Here is a 22,349-nt window from a genome sequence, read left to right on the forward strand (position 1 = left end):
GGCTCATGCCGGCGCGGCGAACAACCGCCCGCACACCGGCTCATGGCCGCTCCCGGGCGAACGCGAGATTCCCGAGCACCACGCACCAGAACACGACGAGCGATACCGCAATGCCCGTCGAAGGCGCGTACATCACCAGCGTGCGCGGCATGACGAACGGCGCGGCGACGATCGCCGCGACGATCAGCACCTGCTTGATCATGATGAGCCGGTAGCGCCGCACGGCCAGGAGCCACGTGCTCAGCCCCGCATCGACGAACGTGGCGATCGCGCAGCCGGTCGCGTAGATCATGACCGGCACGCCCTGCACGAACGCGGGCCCGTAGATCATCAGGAACACCTTGCGGCCGACGACGTAGCTGCCGACCCACGCGACACAGCCGACGAGGCCGAGATACAGGCCGAGCTTCAATGCCTTGGCGCGCACGAGCGGCTCGGTCCGCGCGGAAAAGACCATGCTCGGCGCCAATGCCAGCGCCAGCGTCGTGCCGACCGAGTTCCACTGTTCGACCAGCGACGCCGCCGACGCATAGATGCCGAGATCGGCCTTGGACACCAGCACGCCGAGCAGCAGCCGGTCCATGCGCAGGACCAGCACGCTGGCCGCAATGGCAGGCCAGATCCGCAGCCCGCGCACGACCAACGCTTTCGTGACTGCCGCGCTGCCGCGAAACGATTTCGGCGACTTCAACGCCAGCTCGCGATAGCGGCTGAACGGCGCCGCGGCCGCCACGCACGCCTCGAGCGGCCATGCGAACGCGGCGACGACCACGCCCAGCGACGCGTGTGCCGCGACGTACAGCCACAGCACGCGCACGCAGCTGGCGTACGCCCGCGCCCGCGTGATCACCCACGGCTTCGATTCGGCGTAGGCCATCAGCGAACCGAGGGCGATCGGCTCGACGATCAACGCAAAGGCCGCGATCAACGTGAGCTCGGAGACACTCGACGGCCGCATCACGATCACCACGATCCCCATGAACAGCAGCATGACGGCCAGCGTCAACGTGAGCCGCAGGCGGAACGCGCGGTAGACGACCATGTGCCGCAGGCGCGGGTGCTTGCCGAGGATCGGCTGGATCACCTGTGCGCCGAAAATCAGCGCGACGCTGCCGATCACGTAGGCCAGCGACAACGCGAACTGCAGCTCGCCGAACAGCCGCGCGCCGTAGATGTTCGCAAACAGGTGATTGCTCGCGATCGCCGCGAGCGCCCCGATGATCTTTTCGCACACCACGCCCGCGAACGACGAAAACAGAAGCCTGACGAACGCGTTCAAGATGTCCCCGTCCGCGCCGCATCGGCATGCACGCGCCGCGCGTCGATGCAATGCCACCAGATCAGCGCGATCGCCAGGTAGAACAGCGTGCGCGCGCCGAACAGCGTCCAGTAATCGCCCTGCTGCATCGCATAGGTCGCGTAGGCAAAGATCTTCGTGGTCAGCCACAGCATCACGACCCCGCCGCGCATCGCGACCAGGATCAGCACCGCGCTCGCGACGCCGTAGATCGCGCCCGTCAGCGCAATGAAGAGCGCGCCGCCCGCGTAGCCGAACCAGTAGACCGGCACCGCCATGTTGCCCATCGTGAACGTCACGTCGTCGAACACGTAGGCCTTCAGGATCTCCGGCGTGCCGTACGACAGCATCAGGTCGCGCAGCCCGCTCACCGGCGCATCGCTGAAGAACGTCGGCTCGGTGAACGAGCCCAGCGAACCGATGAAGCGCGCGAACGCCGCCATGCCCCCGAACGCCGGTGCGCTGAACAGGTGTGCGTCCGCGTCCACCACGTACCACGCCTGCCCCTGTTCGAGAAACCGCGATACCACCGTCTCCGCGACGTCGAGCCCCTGCCCCCGGTACGCATAGAACACCGACACGCTGCCGATCACGAGCGCGATGACCGAGCCGATTCCCAGGTAGCGCATCACAGGCTTGCCGTTCATTGCATGGATCGCGATGAACGGGATTAGGACGGTCAGGCATACGTGCAGCACGGCCATGAACTGCTCGCCGTGCAACGCCTCGAGCACCAGATCGACCACGATCAGGCACACGGACGTCCAGCGCACGGCCCGCTTCGAACTCGTGCAGAAGGTGCCGAGCAGCACCGCGACGAACGTCTGGTTGTTCAGGAACAGGTTGAACAGCGTGCTGTTCGACGCGTCGTTGCGCAGCGCGTAGCGGTTCACGCCGCTCAGCACCGCGAAGCCGCCCGTCAGGCCGGCCAGCACGCCGGTCGCGAGGATCGCGCCGACCAGCCCCAGCCCGAGCGCCACGCTGACCGGCTGAAGCGTCATCCGCGCGCGGATCGGCGGATGGCCGGCGCGCACGTTCAGCAGTCGGTCGAACGTGAACAGCGCGCACGCGACGAAAATGACGTAGAACGACAGCAGCCGGCTGAACGCGCCGTTCGCGACGCCGAAGATGTCCGTTTCCCGCAGGAATCCGCCGGACTCTATCCCGACGCCGGCAACGAACGCGGTCAGTCCGATCACCAGCGTGTACAGCACCGACACGGCGAACACCGGGCGCGCGACGATCAGCGCGATCACGCCCGCGACCGCCGCCAGCAACGTGCAGGTCGCGCTCGGCTCCATCGCACCGAGCGCCGGCAGCATCGCATTGACGCTCAACGCGAGCACGAGCAGCGTCGGCACGGTCACGCCCGTGAGCGCCGCGGCTCGGCCGCCGGCGTGAATCGTTCGCATCGTCGCCTCGTTCACACGTCCGCCCGGCCGGCGCGCGGCCGGTCATGCACGGCTCGCTCCAGCGCATCGTGCAGTTGCGCGCTGACCGCGCCGGACGAAAAACGCCGTGCGTTCGCCCGCCCTGCGCTCACCAGAGCGGCGCGCAGCGACGGGTCGCCGGCGACCCGTTCGATCTGCCGGCCCCATTCGGCGGCATCCATCGCATCGGCGACGGCCACGAACGACTCGCCCATCGTGTAGCGGTACACCGGCAAATCGGACGCGACGACCGGCACGCCGACGAACTGCGCCTCGATCACCGTGCGACCGAAACCTTCGTGCAACGTCGGCGATACGTACAGATCCGATGCCTGGAAAAAGTAGCCGAGATCCTCGTCACCGACGTTCTCGACGAAATGGGCGGCGAAGCCTGCCTGCGCGGCAATGCCGCGGCATTCGTCGCGGTTCGCCTGGGTGTGTGCGCTGCCTACCCGCAGCACCATCACGTCCTTGCGTCCAAGCGACGCCAGCGCGCGAAACAGCGTCGCATTGTTCTTGCGCGTTTCGTCCGAGCCGACGTTCAGCACCACCAGCGCGTCGCCGACGTCGATACCGAAGCGCGCGAGCAGCATCGCGCGCGCCCGTTCTCGCACCGCGGCGTCGATCGGCGCATAGCGGTCGTCGAACGCATTGGGAACGACCTGGATCCGGTCGGCGCGGATGCGCAGCTCCGCCAGCGCTTCCTGCGCGGTCACGTCCGACGGCGCGAGCACCGCGTCCGCGGTCGCGATCAGCGACTGCGTCAATCGCATGTACGCATTCTTCAACTGCTCGACGACGCCGCGCACCTGCCCCGGACGCTGCACGTGATGCAGCACGATGCCGACGCGGCCGCCCGCCCACCGGATCGGCGGAATCATGAAGGCCAGGTCTTCCTGGTACAGCATCACGAAGTGCCCGGCGCGCGCCGCCGCGATCGCACGCAGCGGATACAGCACGAACTGCGTCCAGTAGCGCAGGAACGAACGCGGCTCGGCCGGAATGTCGACCGCCTTCACGTCGAATCCCGCCATTGCCGGGATGAAATCGATACATTTGAGGCTGTATCGCATGACGCCGTTCCAGCTCACCGGACGCGGGCCGAGAAACCACACGACCCGCACCGCGGGCGACTCGCGCCGCAGTCCGTCATTGCCCGCCATCGAATCACTCATGCGTCGCACTCCTCGCCCGATTGCATCGACTCCCCCCGAGCGGTCAGGCGCGCGCCGCGGCGAAACCCGCGCCGATCCGGCGAACGCCGTGCAACGGCGACGGCTCGAACCCGTTGAACACCAGCCCGTCGATGCGCACACCGATCTTGCGCAGGCCGTCGAGCGCGTCCGCCATGCCGGCCGAGTTCGCCGAACCCTGGCGCACCACCAACAGCGTCATGTCGGCCACGCGCGACAAGGCCGCGATGTCGGCCACCGGCAGCGCGGACGGCGCATCCACGATGACCATGTCGTAGCCGCTGCGCAACGACACGACCAGCTTGTCGAGACGCGCGACGTCGAAGAGGTTGCGCGCGGACGCGCGCTGGGTGCCGGCGGACAGCGCATCGAGCTTCCCGGCCACGCGCGTGATCGCCTCGTCGGCCGGCAGCGCGCCCTTCAATACGTCGGACAGGCCCGGCGACGCGGCGACCGGGAGATAGCGATGCAGCGCGGGCGCGCGCACGTTGGCATCGACGATCACCGTCTTGAGCCCCTTCTCGGCGAACAGGTACGCGAGGTTGGCGGCGATCATCGACTTGCCCTGGGCGGGCGCCGCGGACGACACGAGCACGACCTTCGCGTCGCCGCCATAGGCCGCCAGCCGGTGTCGCAACGTCAGCGCCAGGCTGTCCATCGCATCGGCCAGCGGCTCGTCGGCCGGCTCCTGTGTCGCGATGAAGGCCGGCGTGCGGTTCGCATCCGCATCGGCCTGGCGGCGCGAATTCGGCAGAATGCCGAGCATCGGGATGCCGAACGCCGCTTCCAGCTCATGCGGATCGCGAATGCGGCCGGACAGCAATGCACGACCCTGCGCCGCGAGAAACCCGAGCATCAGCCCGATCACCGCGCCGGCCAGAATCGCGATCAGGCGCTTCGGCCGGATCGGCTTGTCGCTCACGATCGCCTTGTCGACGATCGATGCGTTGCCGACCGTGCCGGCTTCCGCGATCTGCAACTGCTGCGTATTGTTCAGCAATCCGACATAGAGCTGGTTGTTGACCTCGACGTCGCGCGCGAGACGCAAGTACGTCTGCTGCTGCGACGGCAGGCGCGCGGCCTTGTCCTTCAACACGGCGGCCTGCTTGTCGAGTTCCTTCAGCTTGTTGGCTGCCGCAACGACCTGCGGCTGCCCCGGTACGTATTTCGACAGCAGATCCTGATACTCGAGCCGGGTTTCGAGCCGCGACTTGTCGACGAGCGCCAGTTGCTCGACCAGCAGCCGGATATCGCCCTGCGCGTCGATCGAACCCTGCTGATTGCGGAACGTGTTCAGCGCCTGCTCGGCCTGTTGCAGCCGGGCCTTGACGAGCGGCATCTGCGCGTTGAGGAACGTGAGGCTGCGCTCGGCATCGTCGGCGCGGCGTCTCGCGTTGAAGTTCAGGTAGGCCGCGGCGATCGCATTGAGCATGCGCGCGGCAAAGACGGGATCGGCATCCTCGAAACTCAGTTGCATGATGCCCGACTGGCGCTTCGTCTCGGTCACGCCGAGTTTCTTCAGGATCGCTTCGAGACGCACGTCGGTGGCGACGCGCCGCACGCGGAATTGCGCGCCGGGGCGCGCGACGATCCGTGTCACATCCACGCGATAACCGTTGCTCGCGCTCGGCACGCCGACCACCCCGCTCAGCACCACCTGGCCGCCGCGGTCCGTCAGCCGAAATCGGTTGCCGTCGAGATAATCGAACGTCAGCGCCTTGCCGATCTGCGCGTCCGGCACCTCGAACGTCCTGAACTCCAGACGCTCGCCGCCCCATGCCCACGACGACATCCCGAGCGGTGCGTCGACGAGGCCGTTCGCGTCCTTCGGCAGAAACGAACCGATCAGCCCGCCGACGATCGGAAACCGGTTCTCGACCGACACCTCGGCCTGTGCGGCCGTCGCATTCATCGCTTCCAGAACGACCGAGCGCGAACGGACGATGTCGATTTCGCCGACCACCGCCGAATTCTGGATATCGAGCGCCTTGGAGATCGACGACAGCGACCCCAGTGCGCTGGCCTTGTTCTCCTCGATCTGGATCAGCGTGTCGGCCGAATACACGGGCGTTGCCGCGATCGCATAGACGATCGCCAGCAACAGGCAGGCGGCGAGCACGGCCGCGAACAGGCGCCCGTTGTCGAGCACGTTCTCCAGCAAATCGATCGGCGACAACCGCGTCGCATGTCCGGCGGCCTGTTTCGGTTCGTTCTGATGCCCGGTCAATGCAGGTCGGTCCATCTTCATGCTGAACTCCAGAATGGAAGATCCGGCTGGCTTCGCCGCTTTACGCGCGTTGTGATTCACGTTCATGTCTTTGAAAATCCGGCTGGAAACCCTTCGGTGCCGCCCCGGCGCGCGCTGCGTCGGGAGCCTGGATGCCCCGCGCGTGCCCGACCGGCGCAACGGCCGGCAAGCCGTTGTCGAGTCCTCGTTCGTTTCGTCTCGGCATGCAGTCGTCGAGGCCGCCGCCCGCTACACACCCGCCGCGACGATTCCCGTGCGCTGCAGCGCCGCACCGATGTCGGACAGCCGCGCGACGACGTCGGCCGCCGGATCGGCCGGCGCATGGCCCGCGCGGTCGCCCACGAACAGGAAACGACGCCCGACGCCGGCGCGCGCACCGGCATCGAGATCGGACGGCTTGTCGCCGACCAGGATCGACGCGGCCAGGTCGAGGTCGAGATCGCGCCGCGCGTCGTGCAGCATCCCGGGCTGCGGCTTCCGGCATGCACATGCCTGCCGGTAGCGGCCCATCCCGGCCACCGGGTGATGCGGGCAAAAATAGACGCGGTCGATTCTTGCGCCACGCTCGTCGAACCTGCGGCACATCCAGTCCATGAATGCGGTGAACTGCAACTCCGAAAAATATCCGCGGCCGATGCCGGCCTGATTCGTCACGACGACCACCTGGTAACCGCTCGCATTGGCCAGCCGCACGAGATCGAAGATGCCGTCGACGAACACGCAGTCCTGCTGCCGGTGGACGTAGCCGTAGTCGATGTTGATCACGCCGTCGCGATCCAGGAACAGGGCTTTACGCTTCACTGGTTCCGGTCTCCAGCATCGACGGAATCACGGTCTGCGCGCGCCGGTAGTCCGCCGGCACGCCGATGTCGATGAACGACGTGACTGCGGGGAATACGCGGATGTCGAGCGTGTCGACCCGTTCGGCGAGGAAATCCTGCTCGAACGAAAACTTCGTCGGCAGCGTGAAGCCGAGCAACTTGCTCGCGTTGACGACATACGTGCCCGCATTGATGTAGCCGCGCGCCGGGCGTTTCTCGCGGAATGCCGACAGCCGGTGCGACGTCGCATCGAATTCGAGCGTGCCGTAGCGCGACGCATCGTCGACGCACGTCGCCGCCACGACGAGATCGGGACGCGTCGCGTGATGAAACACCGACAACGCGCGCAGATCCAGATTCGACAACGTATCGCCGTTCATCACGATCATGTCGCGCGCGCCGTGAGCCTTCAGCGCGTGAACGATCGCGCCGCCGGTACCGAGCGGCTCGTCTTCCTCGATCACGGAAATCGCGATGCCGAAGCGGCGCGACGTCACGAACGACTTGATCGGCCCGCTGCCGTAGCCGAGCGACAGCACGACTTCCGTCACGCCCTGCTGCTGCAGCCCTCGCAGCATCCAGCCCAGAAACGGCTCGCCGTCGATCGACGCGAGCGCCTTCGGCAGCGCGTCGCCCAACACCGGGCGCAGCCGCGTACCGAGGCCGCCGGCAAGGATCAGGCAGGGCAGCATCGCGTTCATGCAAAGATCCGCTCTTCGACGATGCCGCAAACGATGTGGCCGCACACGAGATGCCCTTCCTGGATCTTCGGCGTCGACGCGGACGGAATCTCGATGCAGATGTCGGCACGCCTGCGCATCTCGGCGGCGCCCGGGCCGTTTCCCGTGAAGCCGACGGAAAACATGCCGGCCGTCCTGGCGACTTCCAGCGCGCGGAGAATGTTCGGCGAACGCCCCGACGTCGAATACGCCCAGAAGATGTCGCCGGGGCGTCCGGTCGCCTGAACCTGGCGCTCGAACAGCTTCTCGTAACCGTAGTCGTTGCCGATCGCGGTCATGACCGAGCTGTCCACGGTCAGCGCAAACGCCGCGAGCCCCGGCCGGTCGAAGTTGAAACGGCTGACGAATTCGCCGGCGATGTGCTGCGCGTCCGCGGCGCTGCCGCCGTTGCCCGCGAGCAGGATCTTGTTGCCTGTCCGCAGCGCTTCCGTCACGCGTTCGGCCACCTGTTCGATCCGCGCCAGTTGCTCACGGTCGGATACGAGCGCCGTCAGCACCGACAGCGTCTGGCGAATTTCGCTCTCCACTCCGATCGTCATTGATTCTTTCTCCACGACTGCGCACCGATGTCGGTGAACGTACAGTTGAGCACCTGGCCGTTGATCCCCTTGTACGCGTCCAGCGCGCGCATCACGGCCGACCGTTCGACCGGATCGACGAAGAACATCATGAAGCCGCCGCCGCCCGCGCCGGACACCTTGCCGGCCCGCGCGCCGGCCCGGACGGCGACCCGGTACAGATCGTCGATCATCGAGTTCGAGATGTTCTTCGCCATCCGCTTCTTCGATTCCCACGCGTCGCGCATCGACGCGGCGAACGCATCGAAATCGGCGCGCAGCACGGCTTCCTTCATGCGTACGGCTTCGTCCTTGACCTCGTGCAACGCGGCCAGCGAATCGACGACGCCCTCCGTCACGTTGCTGCTCTGTTCCTTGATGATATTGGCCGACTCGCGCGATACGCCGGTGTAATACAGCACGAGCGACGCCTCCATCTCGGCCTTGATTTCCTGCTTGATCCGCAACGGATTGACGATCACGCGATCGCCGTAGAACTCCATGAAGTTCAGTCCGCCGAACGTCGCCGCGTATTGATCCTGCTTGCCGCCGGCAAGCCCGAGATCCTCTCGCTCGATGTTGTGCGCGAGGTGTGCGATGTCGTATTCGCCGAGCGGCAGCGACAGCAGTTCGCAGAACGCCCTGACCAGCGCGACGACGATCGTCGACGACGAGCCGAGCCCGGATCCCGGCGGCGCTTCGGAGCATGTCGTGATCGTGACGGCCAACGGATGACCGCCATGAAAATCCCGCACGATCCGGTTGTAGACGCCGACATGCAGCCCGAGCCCGTTCTGCACTTCGAGCACCGGCGACACCGCGCCGATCCAGCGCGTATCCGTATCCGCCGCTACCAGTTCGACCTTCGCGTCGTCGCGCGGCGCGATCGACGCATATGCGAACTTCTCGATCGTGACATTGAGCGCCAGACCGCCGAACCGGTCCGAATAAGGCGGCACGTCGGTTCCGCCGCCGCCCAGACCCAACCGCAAAGGCGCCCTCGAACGGGCAATGAAGCGTGTCATGAAATCTCTCGCAGACAGTGAGTCGGACGCCGGCACGATGCCGTTCGCGCCTCCGCACATTCGGTCGCGAATGCACGACCATGTTCGTTGGCGCCACTATGCGATAGATGTCCGGCACGCTGCGTGCGATGGCTTACATTAAGCCGCCACCGCTCGATCCAGGCGTTCAACCTGCGTTACGCTTTGTTCGCGATCGGCACGGCGACGTGCGAACCGGCATCGAAATCGCCGTCACGTCCCGCCGCGCATGACGACTTCCTTCCGTCATTGGCAATGTTTGACAATCGATGCCGGGAGCCGCCTCGCCTCGAACGACGCGCGGATCGCCGTGCGCCCGAGTGCTGCCCGCGCGTGTCGTCACGATGTGCAGAACGAAGCGAAAGGCGCGACAAGCACTTTCGATTCGATCCGGATAACGTCTCAATCGATTCAACGATGCTGGACACAAAAATGAAAATCGCTCAACCGCTGGACTCCGTGGCGCCGGGCCACCCTCGCACCGTCATGCGCCGCATGTGCATGGCGTTCTCGTTCGCGACCATCGCGACGCTGTCCGCCTGCACGGTGCCGGGGCAGCACATGAGTTCGACCGCGTTGCCGGTCACGACCGCCGACAACGGCGACGTCACCAGCGACATGCAGGTGCCGGTCAAGCAGATCGACCTGACGCAGATCGAGCAGATTCGCGCCGCACAGAAACGTGCGCCCGGTGCGACCATTGCGCCGAGCCTGTTCGCGAAGTCGGACATGTACAGGATCGGCGCCGGCGACGTGCTGCAGATCACGGTATGGGATCACCCCGAATTCGCGACGGCCGCCGGGCAGCCGGTGCAGAACACGAAGGCCGCGGACGCCGCGCCCGGCTTCGTCGTCGACGGCAACGGCAACGTGCAGTTTCCGTATGTCCCGCGGCCGATCCACGCGGTCGGGAAAACCGCCGCGCAGCTCCAGCACGAGGTCAGGACCGAACTCGCCAAGGTATTCGTCAAGCCGCAGGTCACGGTTCGCGTCGCGTCGTTCCGCGCCACGCAGGTCTACGTCGACGGCGAGGTGCGTAATCCGGGTGCACAACCGATCAACGACATTCCGATGACGCTGATCGAAGCCGTCAGCCGCGCGGGCGGCTTTGCGCCGACCGCGGATCAGAGCCGCGTCACGCTCACCCGCAACGGCACGATCTATCCGCTGAACGTCGCGCAGATGATGAAGACGGGGAAAAACCCGGCGGACATCATGCTGAGGCCCGGCGACATGCTGCACGTGAGCGCGCGCGACGACAATCCCGTGTACGTGATGGGCGAAGTGGTCAGGCCGCAAGCCGTCGCGCCGCTGCGCGACGGTTCGCTCACGCTGAGCGAAGCGCTCACGCAGGCCGGTCAGCTCAACCAGCAAACGTCGAACGCCAAGCAGGTGTTCGTGCTGCGCAAGGCCGCCGACAGCGCGCCCGTCATCTATCACCTCGACATGCAGTCGCCGGTGTCGATGCTGCTCGCGAACCAGTTCCCGCTCGCGTCGAAGGATGTCGTGTATGTCGACAACACCGGGCTGGTCCGCGCAAGCCGCGTGCTGAACCTGCTGCTGCCGGCGATCAGCGCGGGGTTGACCGGCGCACTCGTCACGAAGTAGCCAGGCCAGCCGCACGCGGGGAGCGGAGGCGCAGGACGCTCCCTCCCCGCGTTCGATGCGCACGCAACGAGTCGATCCCCATCCCGACGAATTACCCCGCAAGACCGCCTGCTCCCAAGTACTTCTTACCCACCTCACCTCCCGCAATCGGGAACGATGACCGCCTTTTCATCCCGCCGCGCGCCCCTACGAAATAAAGATCACACGCATCGGTAGAAACACCGATGCTGTAGTCAAACTACATTCATACCATTAGTCGCAGCAGAGAATCGCTACATCCGATTCGACAGTGTCGGGCGGCCAGCGCGTCGCCGCCCGCATTGACCGGTCGAGCCCAACCGGCCGTAACGATTCCCCGCCTGGCCTGGCATGCCGACGCGCAACCACCCTGCATCGCCAGCCGAATGCGTCCGGTGCGAATCCACCTGGCGCGCGCAGCTCCAGACATCATCCGAACAACCGGCAATACGATCATGGAGAGCAACATGCGGGACACCCTCTGGCCGGCCGTCGTGCTGGCAGCGACCCTCTGCACCACCGCCTACGCCGGCGACGCCGATTTCAATGCGCAGGGCGACGCGACCGATGCGTTCGCATCGTCCGCCGCGCAACGGCGCGCCGACCTGCTCGTGCGCAAGATGACGCTCGACGAGAAACTTCAATTCATTCATTCGCAATACGAAATGTCCAAGGTGCCGGGCGGCGGCGCCGGCTACATCCAGGGCGTGCCGCGGCTCGGCATTCCCGATCTGAACATGGTCGATTCGGCGACCGGCTCCGGCAGCACGTCGCAGGCCAGCACGACGTTCCCGGCGACGATCGCGGTCGCCGCGAGCTGGGATCGTCGGCTGTCGTACGACTTCGGCAAGCAGGTCGCGATCCAGTTGCGCGCGCAAGGATTCGGCATGGGCCTCGGCGGCGGCACCAACCTCGCGCGCGAGCCGCGCGGCGGGCGCCTGTTCGAGTATCTCGGCGAGGATCCGCTGCTCGCCGGCGACCTGCTCGCCGAACGCACGCTCGCCACGCAGCGGCAGAAAGTCATCGCCACGATCAAGCACTACGCGGGCAACGAGCAGGAGCACGGCCGGATGGGCGGCAATACGCAGATCGACGAGCGCACGCTGCGCGAGCTGTATCTGCTGCCGTTCGAGATCGCCGCGAAGCGCGGCCGGCCCGGCAGCGTGATGTGCAGCTACAACCGCCTGAACGGCACCTATGCGTGCGAAAACCCTCACCTGCTGAACGACGTGCTGAAGAACGAATGGGGCTTTCAGGGGCAGGTGCAGTCCGACTGGGGCGCCACGCACAGCACCGCCGCCGCGATCAACGCCGGGCTCGACGAGGAAGAAGACGTCGGACCGAGCGTGTATCTGACGCCGGCGGCCGTCAAGCAGGCGATCGCGAACGGCTCGGTGTCGACCGCGCGCCTCGACGACATGGTGCGCCGCAAGCTCGCCGTGATGATCCGCGTCGGCGTGATGGACGATCCGGCCAAAGGCGGCGGCACGATCGATTTCGCGGCCGGTAACCGGTTCGCGCAGGCGGCCTCCGAGCAGTCGATCGTTCTGCTGAAGAACGACGGCAATCAGTTGCCGCTCGTCGCGTCGGCGCTGTCGCGCATCGCCGTGATCGGTGGCCATGCGGATGCGGCCGTGCTGTCCGGCGGCGGCTCGGGCAATACGCGCGATCCCGTATCGGGTTCGTTCGCCGGTTGCGGCGGCCTGACGTTCGGGTCGTCGACCGGGTGCAGCTGGTGGCGCAATCCGTGGCTCAAGGTCGACGTGCCGATCGTCGCGGCGATCCGCGCGTTGGCGCCGGCCGCGCAGGTCACGTTCGCCGGCAACAGCGACCAGCAGTCGCCGTTCCGCGCGTACACGCAGCAGGAGATCGACCAGGCCGTGGCGCTCGCGGGCCGCTCGGATGTCGCGATCGTCGTGGTCACGCAGCCGGCCGGCGAGGATTTCGGCGATCTGCAGAGCCTGAGCCTCGCGAACCCGTCGAACCAGGATGCGCTCGTCGAAGCCGTCGCGCGCGCGAATCCGCATACGATCGTCGTCGTCCAGAGCGGCAACCCGGTGCTGATGCCGTGGAAGGACAACGTGTCGGCCATCGTCGAGGCGTGGTATCCGGGCGAAGCCGGCGGCAAGGCGATCGCGAACGTGCTGTTCGGTGCGGTCAATCCGTCCGGCAAGCTGCCCGTCACTTTCCCGGCGCGCGATCAGGACTCGCCGACGTGGGGGCAAAACGGCACGTTCGACACCGACCCGGTGTACGCGGAAAAGCTGAACATGGGCTACCGCTGGTATGACGCGCGCAACATCAAGCCGATGTTCGAGTTCGGTTACGGCCTGTCGTACACGCACTTCGCGTACTCGGGGCTGTCGGTGTCGAAGCAATGGGACGGCTCGTTGAACGTCGCGTTTACCGTGCGCAACGACGGGCGCGTTGCCGGCGCGGAAACGCCGCAGGTCTATCTCGGCGTGCCGTACAAGGACGAGCCGCCGAAGCGGCTGGTCGGCTGGGACAAGATCCGGCTGAATCCGGGCGAGGCGCGGCGTGTGCATGTGACCGTGTCGCCGCGCATGCAGAGCGTCTGGGATACGTCGCGCAACGGCTGGCGGGTCGTCTCGGGCGGGACCGTGTATGTCGGCGCGTCGTCGCGCGATATCCGCTTGCAGGGCCACTGAGCGAGCGGCGATGAAGCAACCGGGGGCGTCATGCATCGCATGCGCGGCGCTCCCGCGTCAATCATCCCTGCGCTGAAGCGCTCACCTGAGCAACAGCGCCAGCACCGTCGCAAGCGCCGCAATCGCGGCGATACTCACCACCACACCCGCCAGATGCGCGGCGATCACCACACCGGCCGGCAATCGCGACGCGATGCCGGCCATCACGCGCCGCCCGCTTCCAGTGTGTCGAGCAACGGCCTCGCCAGATGCAGGACCTGGTACACCGTGCCGGCGCCGCCATCGTCCGGTTCATGTTCCGTCACGAGCGCACGCGTCAACCGCCAGCGCAGCGGATCGAGACCGACAGCCGCCGCGACCACGCCCTGCCGAGCCGCCGCGTCGCGATTGCATGCGATCTCCCGCGCCAGTGCCGCGTCGAGATCGGCGTCCGCCGGAATCTCGATCGTCTCCAGACGCGCGAAACGTCCCGTCGACGCGCTGCCCTTGCGCGCGTCGAGCGCAACCTGCGTGTCGATCGGCGCTCGGCCGAAGCTGTCCGTCACGACCCGATAGCGGCCGTCCGTCACGAATCGCGCGAACGCCTGTTCGTTGCGCCACAGGTAAAACGACGCGTAGCCGTTTTCCGTCGCGCCGTGACGGCCGGCCTCGCGCAGCAGGAAGCCCTTGAACAGCAGGTCCGGCGTGTCGTCCCAGAGCCGGCCGCGCTCGCGCACGCGATGGCGGATGATGTCGAGGTCGTAGTCCGCAGGCAGGCGGTGCACGTAGTACGCGGTCAGCATGATCGACTCCTGGCGAAAGAAACGGGCGGAATGAAGGCAGCGTAGAAGACCTTGAATCATTTGAAAAGGCGATGGCAGAATATTTCAATGATTCGATTCTGAAATGAACGAGGGTGCGATGAAAACGCTCGACGTCGAAGCCGTGCAGGCATTCGTGCTGACCGCCGATCTCAAGAGCTTCACACGAGCCGCGGAAGCGCTGGACACGACGCAGTCCGCGGTGAGCCTGAAGATCAAGCGGCTGGAAGACGGGCTCGGCCGCCGCCTGCTGGAACGCACGCCGCGGCAGGTTCGCCTGTCGGCCGACGGCACCGCGTTCCTGGAACCGGCACGCGAACTGGTGGCCGCTCACCATGGCGCGATCAGCGCGTTCGGCGCGAGCCAGCGACGGTTGGTCATCGGTGTCAGCCACCATGTCGTCGGTGCCGATCTTCCGATGCTGCTGCGGCGGATGAGCGAAGCGGAGCCGGCGCTCGTGCTGGAGATCCGCGTCGCCGCGTCGCGCGACGTGCTCGATGCGTTCGATCGCGGCCAGCTCGATGCGGCCGTCGCGCTGCAGCACGACAGCCGGCGGCTCGACGGCGAAACCATCCTGTCGGAGTCGTTCGGCTGGATGGCGGCGGCCGATTTCGAGTACCACCCGCCGCAACCGCTGCGGCTCGCCACGCAGGCCGAACCATGCAGCGTGCGCCGCATGGCGGTCGACGCGCTGAACGAAGCCGGTGTCGCGTGGACGGAAGTCTTTGTCGGCGGCGGCGTAGCGACGATCGGCGCGGCGGTGTCCGCGGGGCTGGCCGTCGCGGCGCTCGGGCATCGCGTGGCGCCCGCCGGCACCGTCGACGTGGGTACGCGGTACGGGCTGCCGCCGCTGCCGACGCGCGACGTGGTGCTCTACTCGAGCTTGACTGACGCGCGAGCCAGACAGGCGCTGCGCACGCTGGGCGCGGCGCTACGGTCGTCGGTTGGGGGGCGCTGATGCCGCGCGCGGCATCGATGAATTGACTTGAGCCCATCGCGGGAAAGCAAACTGCGTGCGCTGGACGAACTGATAAACGAACAGGACTCCGCGCTTCCGTCCTTGATCGGGCGGACGACGGCAGCGAGTCATCGTTGCGAGATATTGCAGGTCAACGGGTCCTCTTCGTGCCCTCCGGAATACGCATCCGAGGCCGTCTCGTTCGGATACGTATCCGACTGACGAATGACCGGTTGACGAGCCAGAACCGCTCGCTGTCGTGAAACTCGATTACCTCGCGCTTGACCATACTTTGCGACAGGTCGAGCCAACCACATCGGCCCGCGGCGCGCTTCGTCGATTCGTATCCGGCACGCCGCTCGAACCATGGGGTGACGGCATCGAAATGCCTCGACGCGCGCCACGGTAAAATCGCGTCTTCGCCCCGCGCTTATGCAGACGATATCCATCCGTCCCCGGGCCAACGTCAAAAGCATCCACCCGCCATCATCACCTTGATTTCCCTACGCTTTCCGCGTCGCGACGCATGAGTTACTCGCTCGCCACCTCGTACACCCGCGAACTCGAAATCCGCAAGAGCCGTTTCATCGCGTATGCCGTTCCCGTCGAGGATCGCGATGCCGCGATGCAGGTACTGCAGCGTCTGCGCGACGAGCATCCGGCGGCCACCCATGTGTGCTGGGCGTTGCTGGCGGGCGGCCAGTCGGGTATGTCGGATGACGGCGAGCCGTCGGGCACCGCGGGCCGGCCGATCCTCGAAGTGCTGCGCCATCACGACCTCGACGGCGTGCTCGGCGCGGTCGTGCGTTACTACGGCGGCGTGAAGCTCGGCGCGGGCGGGCTGGTGCGTGCGTACACGGATGCGATCGCGTCGGCGCTGCTCGATGCCGAGCGCGTCGAGCGCATTCGGCACACGCGGCTCGCGATCGAGATCGGCTACCCGGAAGAAGCGCGCGTGCGCCGCTGGATCGAACAGGCCGGCTACGCGCTGGTGGACAGCGCGTACGGGATGACGGTGAAGCTCGTGATCAAGCTGCCCGAAACCGCCGAAGCCGCGGCAAGAGTCGAACTGTTCGATCTGACGCAGGGGCGCTCGGGGTTTCCGGAGATTTGAGCCGTTGCAGCGACAGGCCCGAGCGGCGCACGCTCGGAGCGCTCGCCGCTATCGTTTTTCCCGGTGCGTCGGAATCGCACCGTTTCAACGGCATCCACGCACATCGACGCGCACATCGGGGCACACTGTCGAGACTATCAGCCCGACATCCTGAAAGACTGTAAACCCTGTCGGGCCGACTCGTCCGCCCTCAACCGGAAACAAAAAAACGCGCCGCATCACGCGGCGCGCTTCATCCCATCGCGATCGACGGCGCGAACCGGTCAATAAACGTCCGGCACGATCATGTTGTCGGGCACCGGCCGGCGAATGTAATCCTCGTGATGCTCGCGCCGCGGCAGATCGATGCTCGGGCGCGGCACCTCGTGATACGGCACCTGGCCGAGCAGATGGTGAATGCAATTCAGCCGCGCGCGCTTCTTGTCGACGGCCTGCACGACCCACCACGGCGCCTCGGGAATATGCGTGCGCTGCAGCATCTCTTCCTTCGCGGCCGTATAAGCCTCCCAGCGACGGCGGCTTTCGAGGTCCATCGGGCTCAGCTTCCACTGCTTCAGCGGATCCGCGATCCGGCTCTGAAAGCGCATCTCCTGCTCGTGATCGGTGATCGAGAACCAGTACTTGACGATCTGGATCCCGCTGCGCACGAGCATCTTCTCGAACTCGGGCACCGACCGGAAAAATTCCTCGTACTCGTCGTCGGTACAGAAATTCATCACGCGTTCGACGCCCGCGCGGTTGTACCAACTGCGATCGAACAGCACGATCTCGCCGCCTGCCGGCAGATGCGCGACGTAGCGCTGAAAGTACCATTGCGTGCGCTCGCGGTTGTTCGGCGCGGGGAGCGCGGCGACGCGGCACACGCGCGGGTTCAGGCGCTGCGTGATGCGCTTGATCGCCCCGCCCTTGCCGGCCGCGTCGCGCCCCTCGAAAATGACGACGAGCCGGTGCCCGGTGTTCACCACCCAGTCCTGCAGCTTCACGAGTTCGCCCTGCAGGCGGAACAACTCGCGGAAATATTCCTTGCGCGCCTCGCGACGCTCGCGCGAGAACAGCAGGTCGTCGCCCTCGTCGAAGCGGCGGTCGTCGAGCTCCATCTCGAGCTCTTCGTCGTATGCGTCGACGAGATCCTCCTCGAAACGGCGCTGGCGTGTTTCCATCGAGCTCGTATCGGTACGGTCGTCGGTCTCGGTGCGGGTATCGTTGTCGCCCATGGGGCCTCCTTCCATCATTGACGCAGCCAAACTCGGCCATTATCCCAGTGTCGCGCGTCAAATTCATGAAAATAGGCGGCCGCGCCCGTCGGAAGCGGCATGCGGGCAGCCCGCCGGCCCGTCCGCGGTCCCGCCGGTTCGCCGCGTGTCAGTCGGGCGGCGGCAGCACGACCGTATCTTCCGGCCCGAGCACGCGCCCGTCCTGCGAACGCAACTCCAGCTTCCTGACCGGCAGCCCGGTTTTCCGGTCGACGAGCAACACGTGTGCCTCATCCGGTTCGAAGAAGAAATCCTCGCCCCACTGTCGCAGCGCGACGAGCAGCGGAAATAGCCCGCGCCCCTTCTCGGTCAGCACGTATTCGTGATGCGCGCCGCCGTCCGCGGCCGGCACGACGTCCATGATCCCGTGCGCGACCAGGTTGCGCAGACGCGCGGCGAGGATGTTCTTCGCGAGGCCGAGATTTTTCTGGAATTCGCCGAAGCGACGCAGCCCGTCGAATGCATCGCGGACGATCAGCAGCGACCACCAGTCGCCGATCGCGTCCAGCGGGCGGGCGACGCCGCAAAGGGAATCTTCGTGCGTGGTTCGTCTGTTCATCGGTGCATGCGGCGATGCCGTGGCCGGGATATGGGCTGAACGGCGGTCGGTTTCGTTGAATTGAACGGTTTCAATATAAAACCATATCATGAAAAGATCAATTCGAGGGGCCCGACTGCTTGGGATCGACGAACGGAACGATCGCTCTACCCGGTTTGGCACAACTATTCATACCGTTCCACGTAAGGAGTCAAGCATCGCAGCTTTCCATCGCGTGGTTCCACTCGACCGGCTCCGCACCTGATTACTGCCCTCTCGATTATTTGGTTGCAACTTGAAACCATATAGCCTACGCTTCGATTCAGTTTCAACTTGAAACCACTCGTCCGACTACCGAAGGAGCGTTCGATGATCCGGTCCGATGCCACGTTCGACGGCACCTTTCCATTCGCCCCGCATTTCGACGACACGTCCGGCTTCCGGATGCACTACGCGGACGAAGGCCCGCGCGACGGCGAAATCGTCCTGTGCCTGCATGGCGAGCCCACATGGGGTTATCTGTTTCGTCATCTGGTGACCGCGTTGAGCCCAACGTACCGCGTCGTCGTGCCCGACCACATGGGCTTCGGCAAAAGCGCGACGCCGCAGGACCGCAGCTACTGGCTGCAGGATCACATCGACAATCTCGAGCGTTTCGTGCTTGCGCGCGACCTCGATCGCATCACGCTCGTGATGCACGACTTCGGCGGCCCGGTCGGCATGGGGCTCGCCGCGCGGCATCCGGACCGGATCCGGCGCATCGTGTCGGCCAACGGCCCGACGCCGTTCGGTCAACCCGATCTCGGCGAGCGCGCGAGTGCAAACGGCCGCGATGCACCTTGGTTCCGGTGGATCATGCGCGCGGCGGCCGACGACACGCTCGAAACGGTGCTCGGACAGCTCGGCTTCAACATCCTGAGCACGCTGAAACTGAACGGCTTCGAGAACCACGCGATCATCACCGATACGTGGATCGCCGCATACGGCGCGCCGTTCGCGCAACCGGCCGACTGTCTCGGCGCGATCGGATGGGCGCGGGGGTACGCGGCCGGCGCGCATCGGTTCGAGGAACCCGACGCGGCGGCACTGCGCGCGATACGCGACAAACCCGCGCTCGCGATCTGGGGAGACGCCGACCGAACGCTCGGCGCCGAACACTTCCTGCCGCTCTTTACCGCACTGTTTCCGTCCGCGCCGATCGAGCGGCTGGCAGGCGTCGGGCACTACTGCTTCGAGGATGCGCCCGATGCCATTGCCGCGCGGATCGCGGAATTCCTCCGAACGACCGGCTAAAAAAATTCGGCAGCCGGATCGAACCACCGGCTGCCGAACGGCGCGCGCGGCCGCTGTCGCCGACGCGCACGCATCGTTTCACGTCAACGTCAACGTCAACGTCAACGTCAACGTCAACGAATGACCCGCGTCACGCCCCGCCCGCGCGGATCGGCCATCGCTTCCGGCGTCTTGCCGTCGATCTTGATGACCTGGATGTCGCCGCTGAAATCCTGACCCTTCAGCGTATAGCCGCGCGCCTCGATCTGCTTTGCGAGTTCGCCTTCGATCGGGTGGTACGGCTCCCAGAAGATCGTATTCGGCGGCAGCAGCTGGTGATGGAAACGCATCGCGCCAACGGCCTCCTTCAACGGCATCTTGAAGTCGTAGATGTTGTTGATCACCTGGAAGATCGACGTGAAGATGCGCGAGCCGCCCGGCGTGCCGATCACGAGCGACACCTTGCCGTCCTTGGTCATGATCGTCGGCGACATCGACGACAGCGGGCGCTTCTTCGGTTCGATCGCGTTCGCGTCGCTGCCGACCACGCCGAACATGTTCGCGACGCCCGGCTTCGCGGAGAAGTCGTCCATCTCGTCGTTCAGCACGATGCCCGTGCCGTCGGCGATCACGCCCGAGCCAAAATAGCCGTTGATCGTGTACGTGTTCGACACCGCGTTGCCCCACTTGTCGACCACCGAGAAGTGCGTCGTTTCGGCCTTCTCCGGCATCGTCGTGCCGAGGCCCGGCTGCACGCTCTTCGTATCCGACGGCTCCTTCGGGTTGACCTCGGCCGCGCGCTTCGCGATGTAGGCATCGTCGGTCAGTTGCGCGATGGGCACCTTGTAGAAGTCGGGATCGCCGAGATATTGCGCCCGATCGGCGAACACGCGCTTCTCGATTTCCGCGACGAGGTGGACGTACTGCGGCGAGTTGAGCTTCACGCCCTCGAAATCCTGCTTCAGGTCGGCCTTCATCTTCAGCAGTTGCACGAGACCGATGCCGCCCGAACTCGGGGGCGGCGCGGTGATCACGTCATAGCCGTTCCACTTCGCCTGCACCGGCTGGCGCCACACCGCACGGTATTGCGCGAGATCCTCGGTCGTGATCAGCCCGTTGCCGTCGCCGGTCTTCATCGACGCGGCGATCAGCTCGGCCGTCTTGCCCTTGTAGAAGCCTTCCGCGCCACCATCCGCGATGCGCGTCAGCACGTCGGCGAGATCGGGTTGCTTGAAGTTCACGCCGGCCTTCAGCCCGGAGAAGTACTTGTCGAAGTTGGTCTTGCCGCCGAACTCCTTCGATGCGTCGACGCCGCGTTGCGCCAGCTGCTCATCGACGACGAAGCCGTCGCGCGCATAGTGGATCGCCGGCGCGAGCACCTGCTTCCACTTCAGCTTGCCGAAGCGCTTCTGCGCTTCCCACATGCCCGCCACCGTGCCCGGCACGCCGACCGCCCGCGGGCCGTACAGGCTCATGCCCTTGACGACGTTGCCGTCCTTGTCGAGGTACATGTCCTTCGTCGCGGCGAGCGGCGCGCGCTCGCGATAATCGATGAAGTACGGCTTGCCGTCCTTGTAGATCGTCATGAAGCCGCCGCCGCCGATGTTGCCGGCTTCCGGGTACGTGACGGCGAGCGTGAACGCGATCGCGACGGCCGCGTCGATTGCGTTGCCGCCTTCCTTGAAGATCCGCTCCGCCGCATCCGCGCTGTACTTGTCGGCCACCGCCACCGCGGAGCTCGTCAGGACCGCGGGCTGCGGCCCTTTCGCGTAGGCGGGCGCGTTCGGCAGGAAGCCGATGCCGGCCACCGTCGCGAGCACGGCGGCGGATGATTTGAAGCGATTCAGCGTAGTCATTGCATGTCCCCCATGTGGATCTCGTTCAGGCACGACGAGCACCTGATCCGTGGATGGCCGCTGGCGCGCCGGCGGCCATATGCCGGCTTCGTAGTATAGGGGGACAAAAAGGGTCGAACACGCGGCGGAGGCGAAAGCGTGCCGATCGTGTACGCGCGGTCACGTTGCGGCGCCGCGACGCGCACGAGGATCGCTTGACCTCGCGCGGCGGGCGCCATCGCGCAACGCACAAAACCGAAAGTTGCGAACCGTGGGGCAGCCCCCGCAGCGCGAGCAAAAAAATCCGCGAACGAGCCGCCCGCGGCACAGGCCGATCTGCGAAGATAGCGCCCCGTTTGCGCGCCGCATCATCGTTTCGTGCATGCGCCGCTTCACGTTTCCTCGTCTCGCTCCCTATGGCATCACACAATGCGCATCACGCGTCCGGCTTCGCGGCCGGCGTCGCCGCCGCCGTCCTCGTCGCCCAAACCGGCGCAACCGGCCCCTGGCATTCGGGCATGCTCGCCGCGTTCGCGGCGGGCGTCGCGGGCGGCACCGCGCCCGACTGGCTCGAAGTCGCATGGTGGAGCCGCAAGCGCCGCCTGTGGATCACGCATCGCACCATCACGCACTGGGGCATCGGCTGGCTCGCGCTGCTCGCGCTCGGATGGCACGGGCTCATCCATCATCCGCATCCGCTTTGGGCCGCGCCGCTGTTCGGCTTCGCCTGCGGCGGCGTGATGCATCTGCTCGCCGACTGGCCCAATCCGCTCGGCGTACCGTGGATCTGGCGGCGCCACTCGCTCAACCTGTGGAACAGCGGGCATTGCGACCTGATCGTGGTGGCCGCCGCCTGGGGCGGCACGCTGTGGCTCGCGCAGTCGCTGTGGTCGCGTGCGCCGCTGATCGAACACTGGCTCGGCTGGCTGCATCGCGTCTAGTTGCAATTCGACAC

19 protein-coding genes are annotated in these 22,349 nt (G+C 66.0%); 6 read left to right on the plus strand and 13 right to left on the minus strand.

Annotated elements, in window-relative coordinates; translation table 11 throughout:
- Positions 1-40: 40 nt before the first annotated feature.
- From HWX09_RS05205 to HWX09_RS05240, 8 genes are all read right to left on the minus strand, one after another.
- The gene (locus tag HWX09_RS05205) at positions 41-1,279 is read right to left on the minus strand and encodes a hypothetical protein (RefSeq protein ID WP_089501640.1); all 1,239 of its coding nucleotides are present in this window, start codon (positions 1,277-1,279) and stop codon (positions 41-43) included.
- Positions 1,276-2,709: a DUF6418 domain-containing protein gene (locus tag HWX09_RS05210; protein WP_034185368.1), complete on the minus strand. Its 1,434-nt coding sequence runs from the start codon at positions 2,707-2,709 to the stop codon at positions 1,276-1,278. The genes HWX09_RS05205 and HWX09_RS05210 overlap by 4 nt, the downstream gene beginning before the upstream one ends.
- 11 nt (positions 2,710-2,720) lie before the next feature.
- A complete protein-coding gene (locus tag HWX09_RS05215; protein WP_080681250.1) occupies positions 2,721-3,902 on the minus strand; it encodes a glycosyltransferase in 1,182 nt (393 codons plus the stop codon).
- 43 nt (positions 3,903-3,945) lie between these two features.
- Positions 3,946-6,168 carry a GNVR domain-containing protein gene (locus tag HWX09_RS05220; protein ID WP_080681249.1) on the minus strand — a complete coding sequence of 741 codons (2,223 nt, stop codon included), beginning with the start codon at positions 6,166-6,168 and terminating at the stop codon, positions 3,946-3,948.
- A gap of 228 nt (positions 6,169-6,396) precedes the next feature.
- Positions 6,397-6,969 (minus strand): D-glycero-beta-D-manno-heptose 1,7-bisphosphate 7-phosphatase, encoded by a 573-nt coding sequence (gmhB, locus tag HWX09_RS05225; RefSeq protein ID WP_027782856.1) that lies wholly within the window; start codon positions 6,967-6,969, stop codon positions 6,397-6,399.
- Entirely contained in the window at positions 6,959-7,690 is a 732-nt protein-coding gene (locus HWX09_RS05230; protein WP_051421344.1) for a nucleotidyltransferase family protein, read from the minus strand. The genes gmhB and HWX09_RS05230 overlap by 11 nt, the downstream gene beginning before the upstream one ends.
- The gene (locus HWX09_RS05235; protein WP_027782854.1) at positions 7,687-8,268 is read right to left on the minus strand and encodes a D-sedoheptulose 7-phosphate isomerase; all 582 of its coding nucleotides are present in this window, start codon (positions 8,266-8,268) and stop codon (positions 7,687-7,689) included. The genes HWX09_RS05230 and HWX09_RS05235 overlap by 4 nt, the downstream gene beginning before the upstream one ends.
- Positions 8,265-9,311: a dehydrogenase gene (locus HWX09_RS05240; RefSeq protein WP_027782853.1), complete on the minus strand. Its 1,047-nt coding sequence runs from the start codon at positions 9,309-9,311 to the stop codon at positions 8,265-8,267. Before HWX09_RS05240 ends, HWX09_RS05235 begins: the two co-directional genes overlap by 4 nt.
- Before the next feature lie 450 nt (positions 9,312-9,761).
- On the opposite strand from HWX09_RS05240, the gene HWX09_RS05245 reads away from it, so the two are divergent.
- Together HWX09_RS05245 and HWX09_RS05250 are read left to right on the plus strand one after the other, a co-directional pair.
- Positions 9,762-10,937 (plus strand): polysaccharide biosynthesis/export family protein, encoded by a 1,176-nt coding sequence (locus HWX09_RS05245; protein ID WP_034185282.1) that lies wholly within the window; start codon positions 9,762-9,764, stop codon positions 10,935-10,937.
- Between the two features lie 485 nt (positions 10,938-11,422).
- Complete coding sequence (locus HWX09_RS05250) at positions 11,423-13,624, plus strand: glycoside hydrolase family 3 C-terminal domain-containing protein (RefSeq protein ID WP_027782851.1); 2,202 nt, start codon at positions 11,423-11,425, stop codon at positions 13,622-13,624.
- Positions 13,625-13,705: 81 nt separating this feature from the next.
- On the opposite strand, the gene HWX09_RS33810 is transcribed toward HWX09_RS05250, so the two are convergent.
- Positions 13,706-13,831 (minus strand): hypothetical protein, encoded by a 126-nt coding sequence (locus HWX09_RS33810; RefSeq protein ID WP_268907359.1) that lies wholly within the window; start codon positions 13,829-13,831, stop codon positions 13,706-13,708.
- On the minus strand, positions 13,828-14,406 hold the full coding sequence (locus tag HWX09_RS05255) for a DUF4865 family protein (RefSeq protein ID WP_027782850.1): 579 nt from the start codon (positions 14,404-14,406) through the stop codon (positions 13,828-13,830). Before HWX09_RS05255 ends, HWX09_RS33810 begins: the two co-directional genes overlap by 4 nt.
- 118 nt (positions 14,407-14,524) lie before the next feature.
- On the opposite strand from HWX09_RS05255, the gene HWX09_RS05260 reads away from it, so the two are divergent.
- Both HWX09_RS05260 and HWX09_RS05265 read left to right on the plus strand, forming a co-directional pair.
- Entirely contained in the window at positions 14,525-15,382 is an 858-nt protein-coding gene (locus HWX09_RS05260) for a LysR family transcriptional regulator (RefSeq protein ID WP_027782849.1), read from the plus strand.
- 526 nt (positions 15,383-15,908) lie between these two features.
- On the plus strand, positions 15,909-16,496 hold the full coding sequence (locus HWX09_RS05265; RefSeq protein ID WP_027782848.1) for a YigZ family protein: 588 nt from the start codon (positions 15,909-15,911) through the stop codon (positions 16,494-16,496).
- A gap of 263 nt (positions 16,497-16,759) precedes the next feature.
- Here HWX09_RS05265 and ppk2 read toward each other — a convergent pair whose 3' ends face one another.
- Positions 16,760-17,710 (minus strand): polyphosphate kinase 2, encoded by a 951-nt coding sequence (gene ppk2 / locus HWX09_RS05270; protein WP_027782847.1) that lies wholly within the window; start codon positions 17,708-17,710, stop codon positions 16,760-16,762.
- Between the two features lie 148 nt (positions 17,711-17,858).
- The gene (locus HWX09_RS05275) at positions 17,859-18,308 is read right to left on the minus strand and encodes a helix-turn-helix domain-containing protein (protein ID WP_006479218.1); all 450 of its coding nucleotides are present in this window, start codon (positions 18,306-18,308) and stop codon (positions 17,859-17,861) included.
- A gap of 348 nt (positions 18,309-18,656) precedes the next feature.
- Here HWX09_RS05275 and HWX09_RS05280 point away from each other — a divergent pair, with 348 nt between their 5' ends.
- Positions 18,657-19,580, plus strand: a complete 924-nt coding sequence (locus HWX09_RS05280) for an alpha/beta fold hydrolase (RefSeq protein WP_027782846.1) — start codon at positions 18,657-18,659, stop codon at positions 19,578-19,580.
- A gap of 113 nt (positions 19,581-19,693) precedes the next feature.
- On the opposite strand, the gene ggt is transcribed toward HWX09_RS05280, so the two are convergent.
- Complete coding sequence (gene ggt, locus HWX09_RS05285) at positions 19,694-21,415, minus strand: gamma-glutamyltransferase (RefSeq protein WP_027782845.1); 1,722 nt, start codon at positions 21,413-21,415, stop codon at positions 19,694-19,696.
- Between the two features lie 395 nt (positions 21,416-21,810).
- Here ggt and HWX09_RS05290 point away from each other — a divergent pair, with 395 nt between their 5' ends.
- A complete protein-coding gene (locus tag HWX09_RS05290) occupies positions 21,811-22,335 on the plus strand; it encodes a metal-dependent hydrolase (protein ID WP_027782844.1) in 525 nt (174 codons plus the stop codon).
- Positions 22,336-22,349: the final 14 nt, after the last annotated feature.

This window comes from Burkholderia sp. BCC1208 (assembly GCF_902833095.1).
Lineage (GTDB): Bacteria > Pseudomonadota > Gammaproteobacteria > Burkholderiales > Burkholderiaceae > Burkholderia.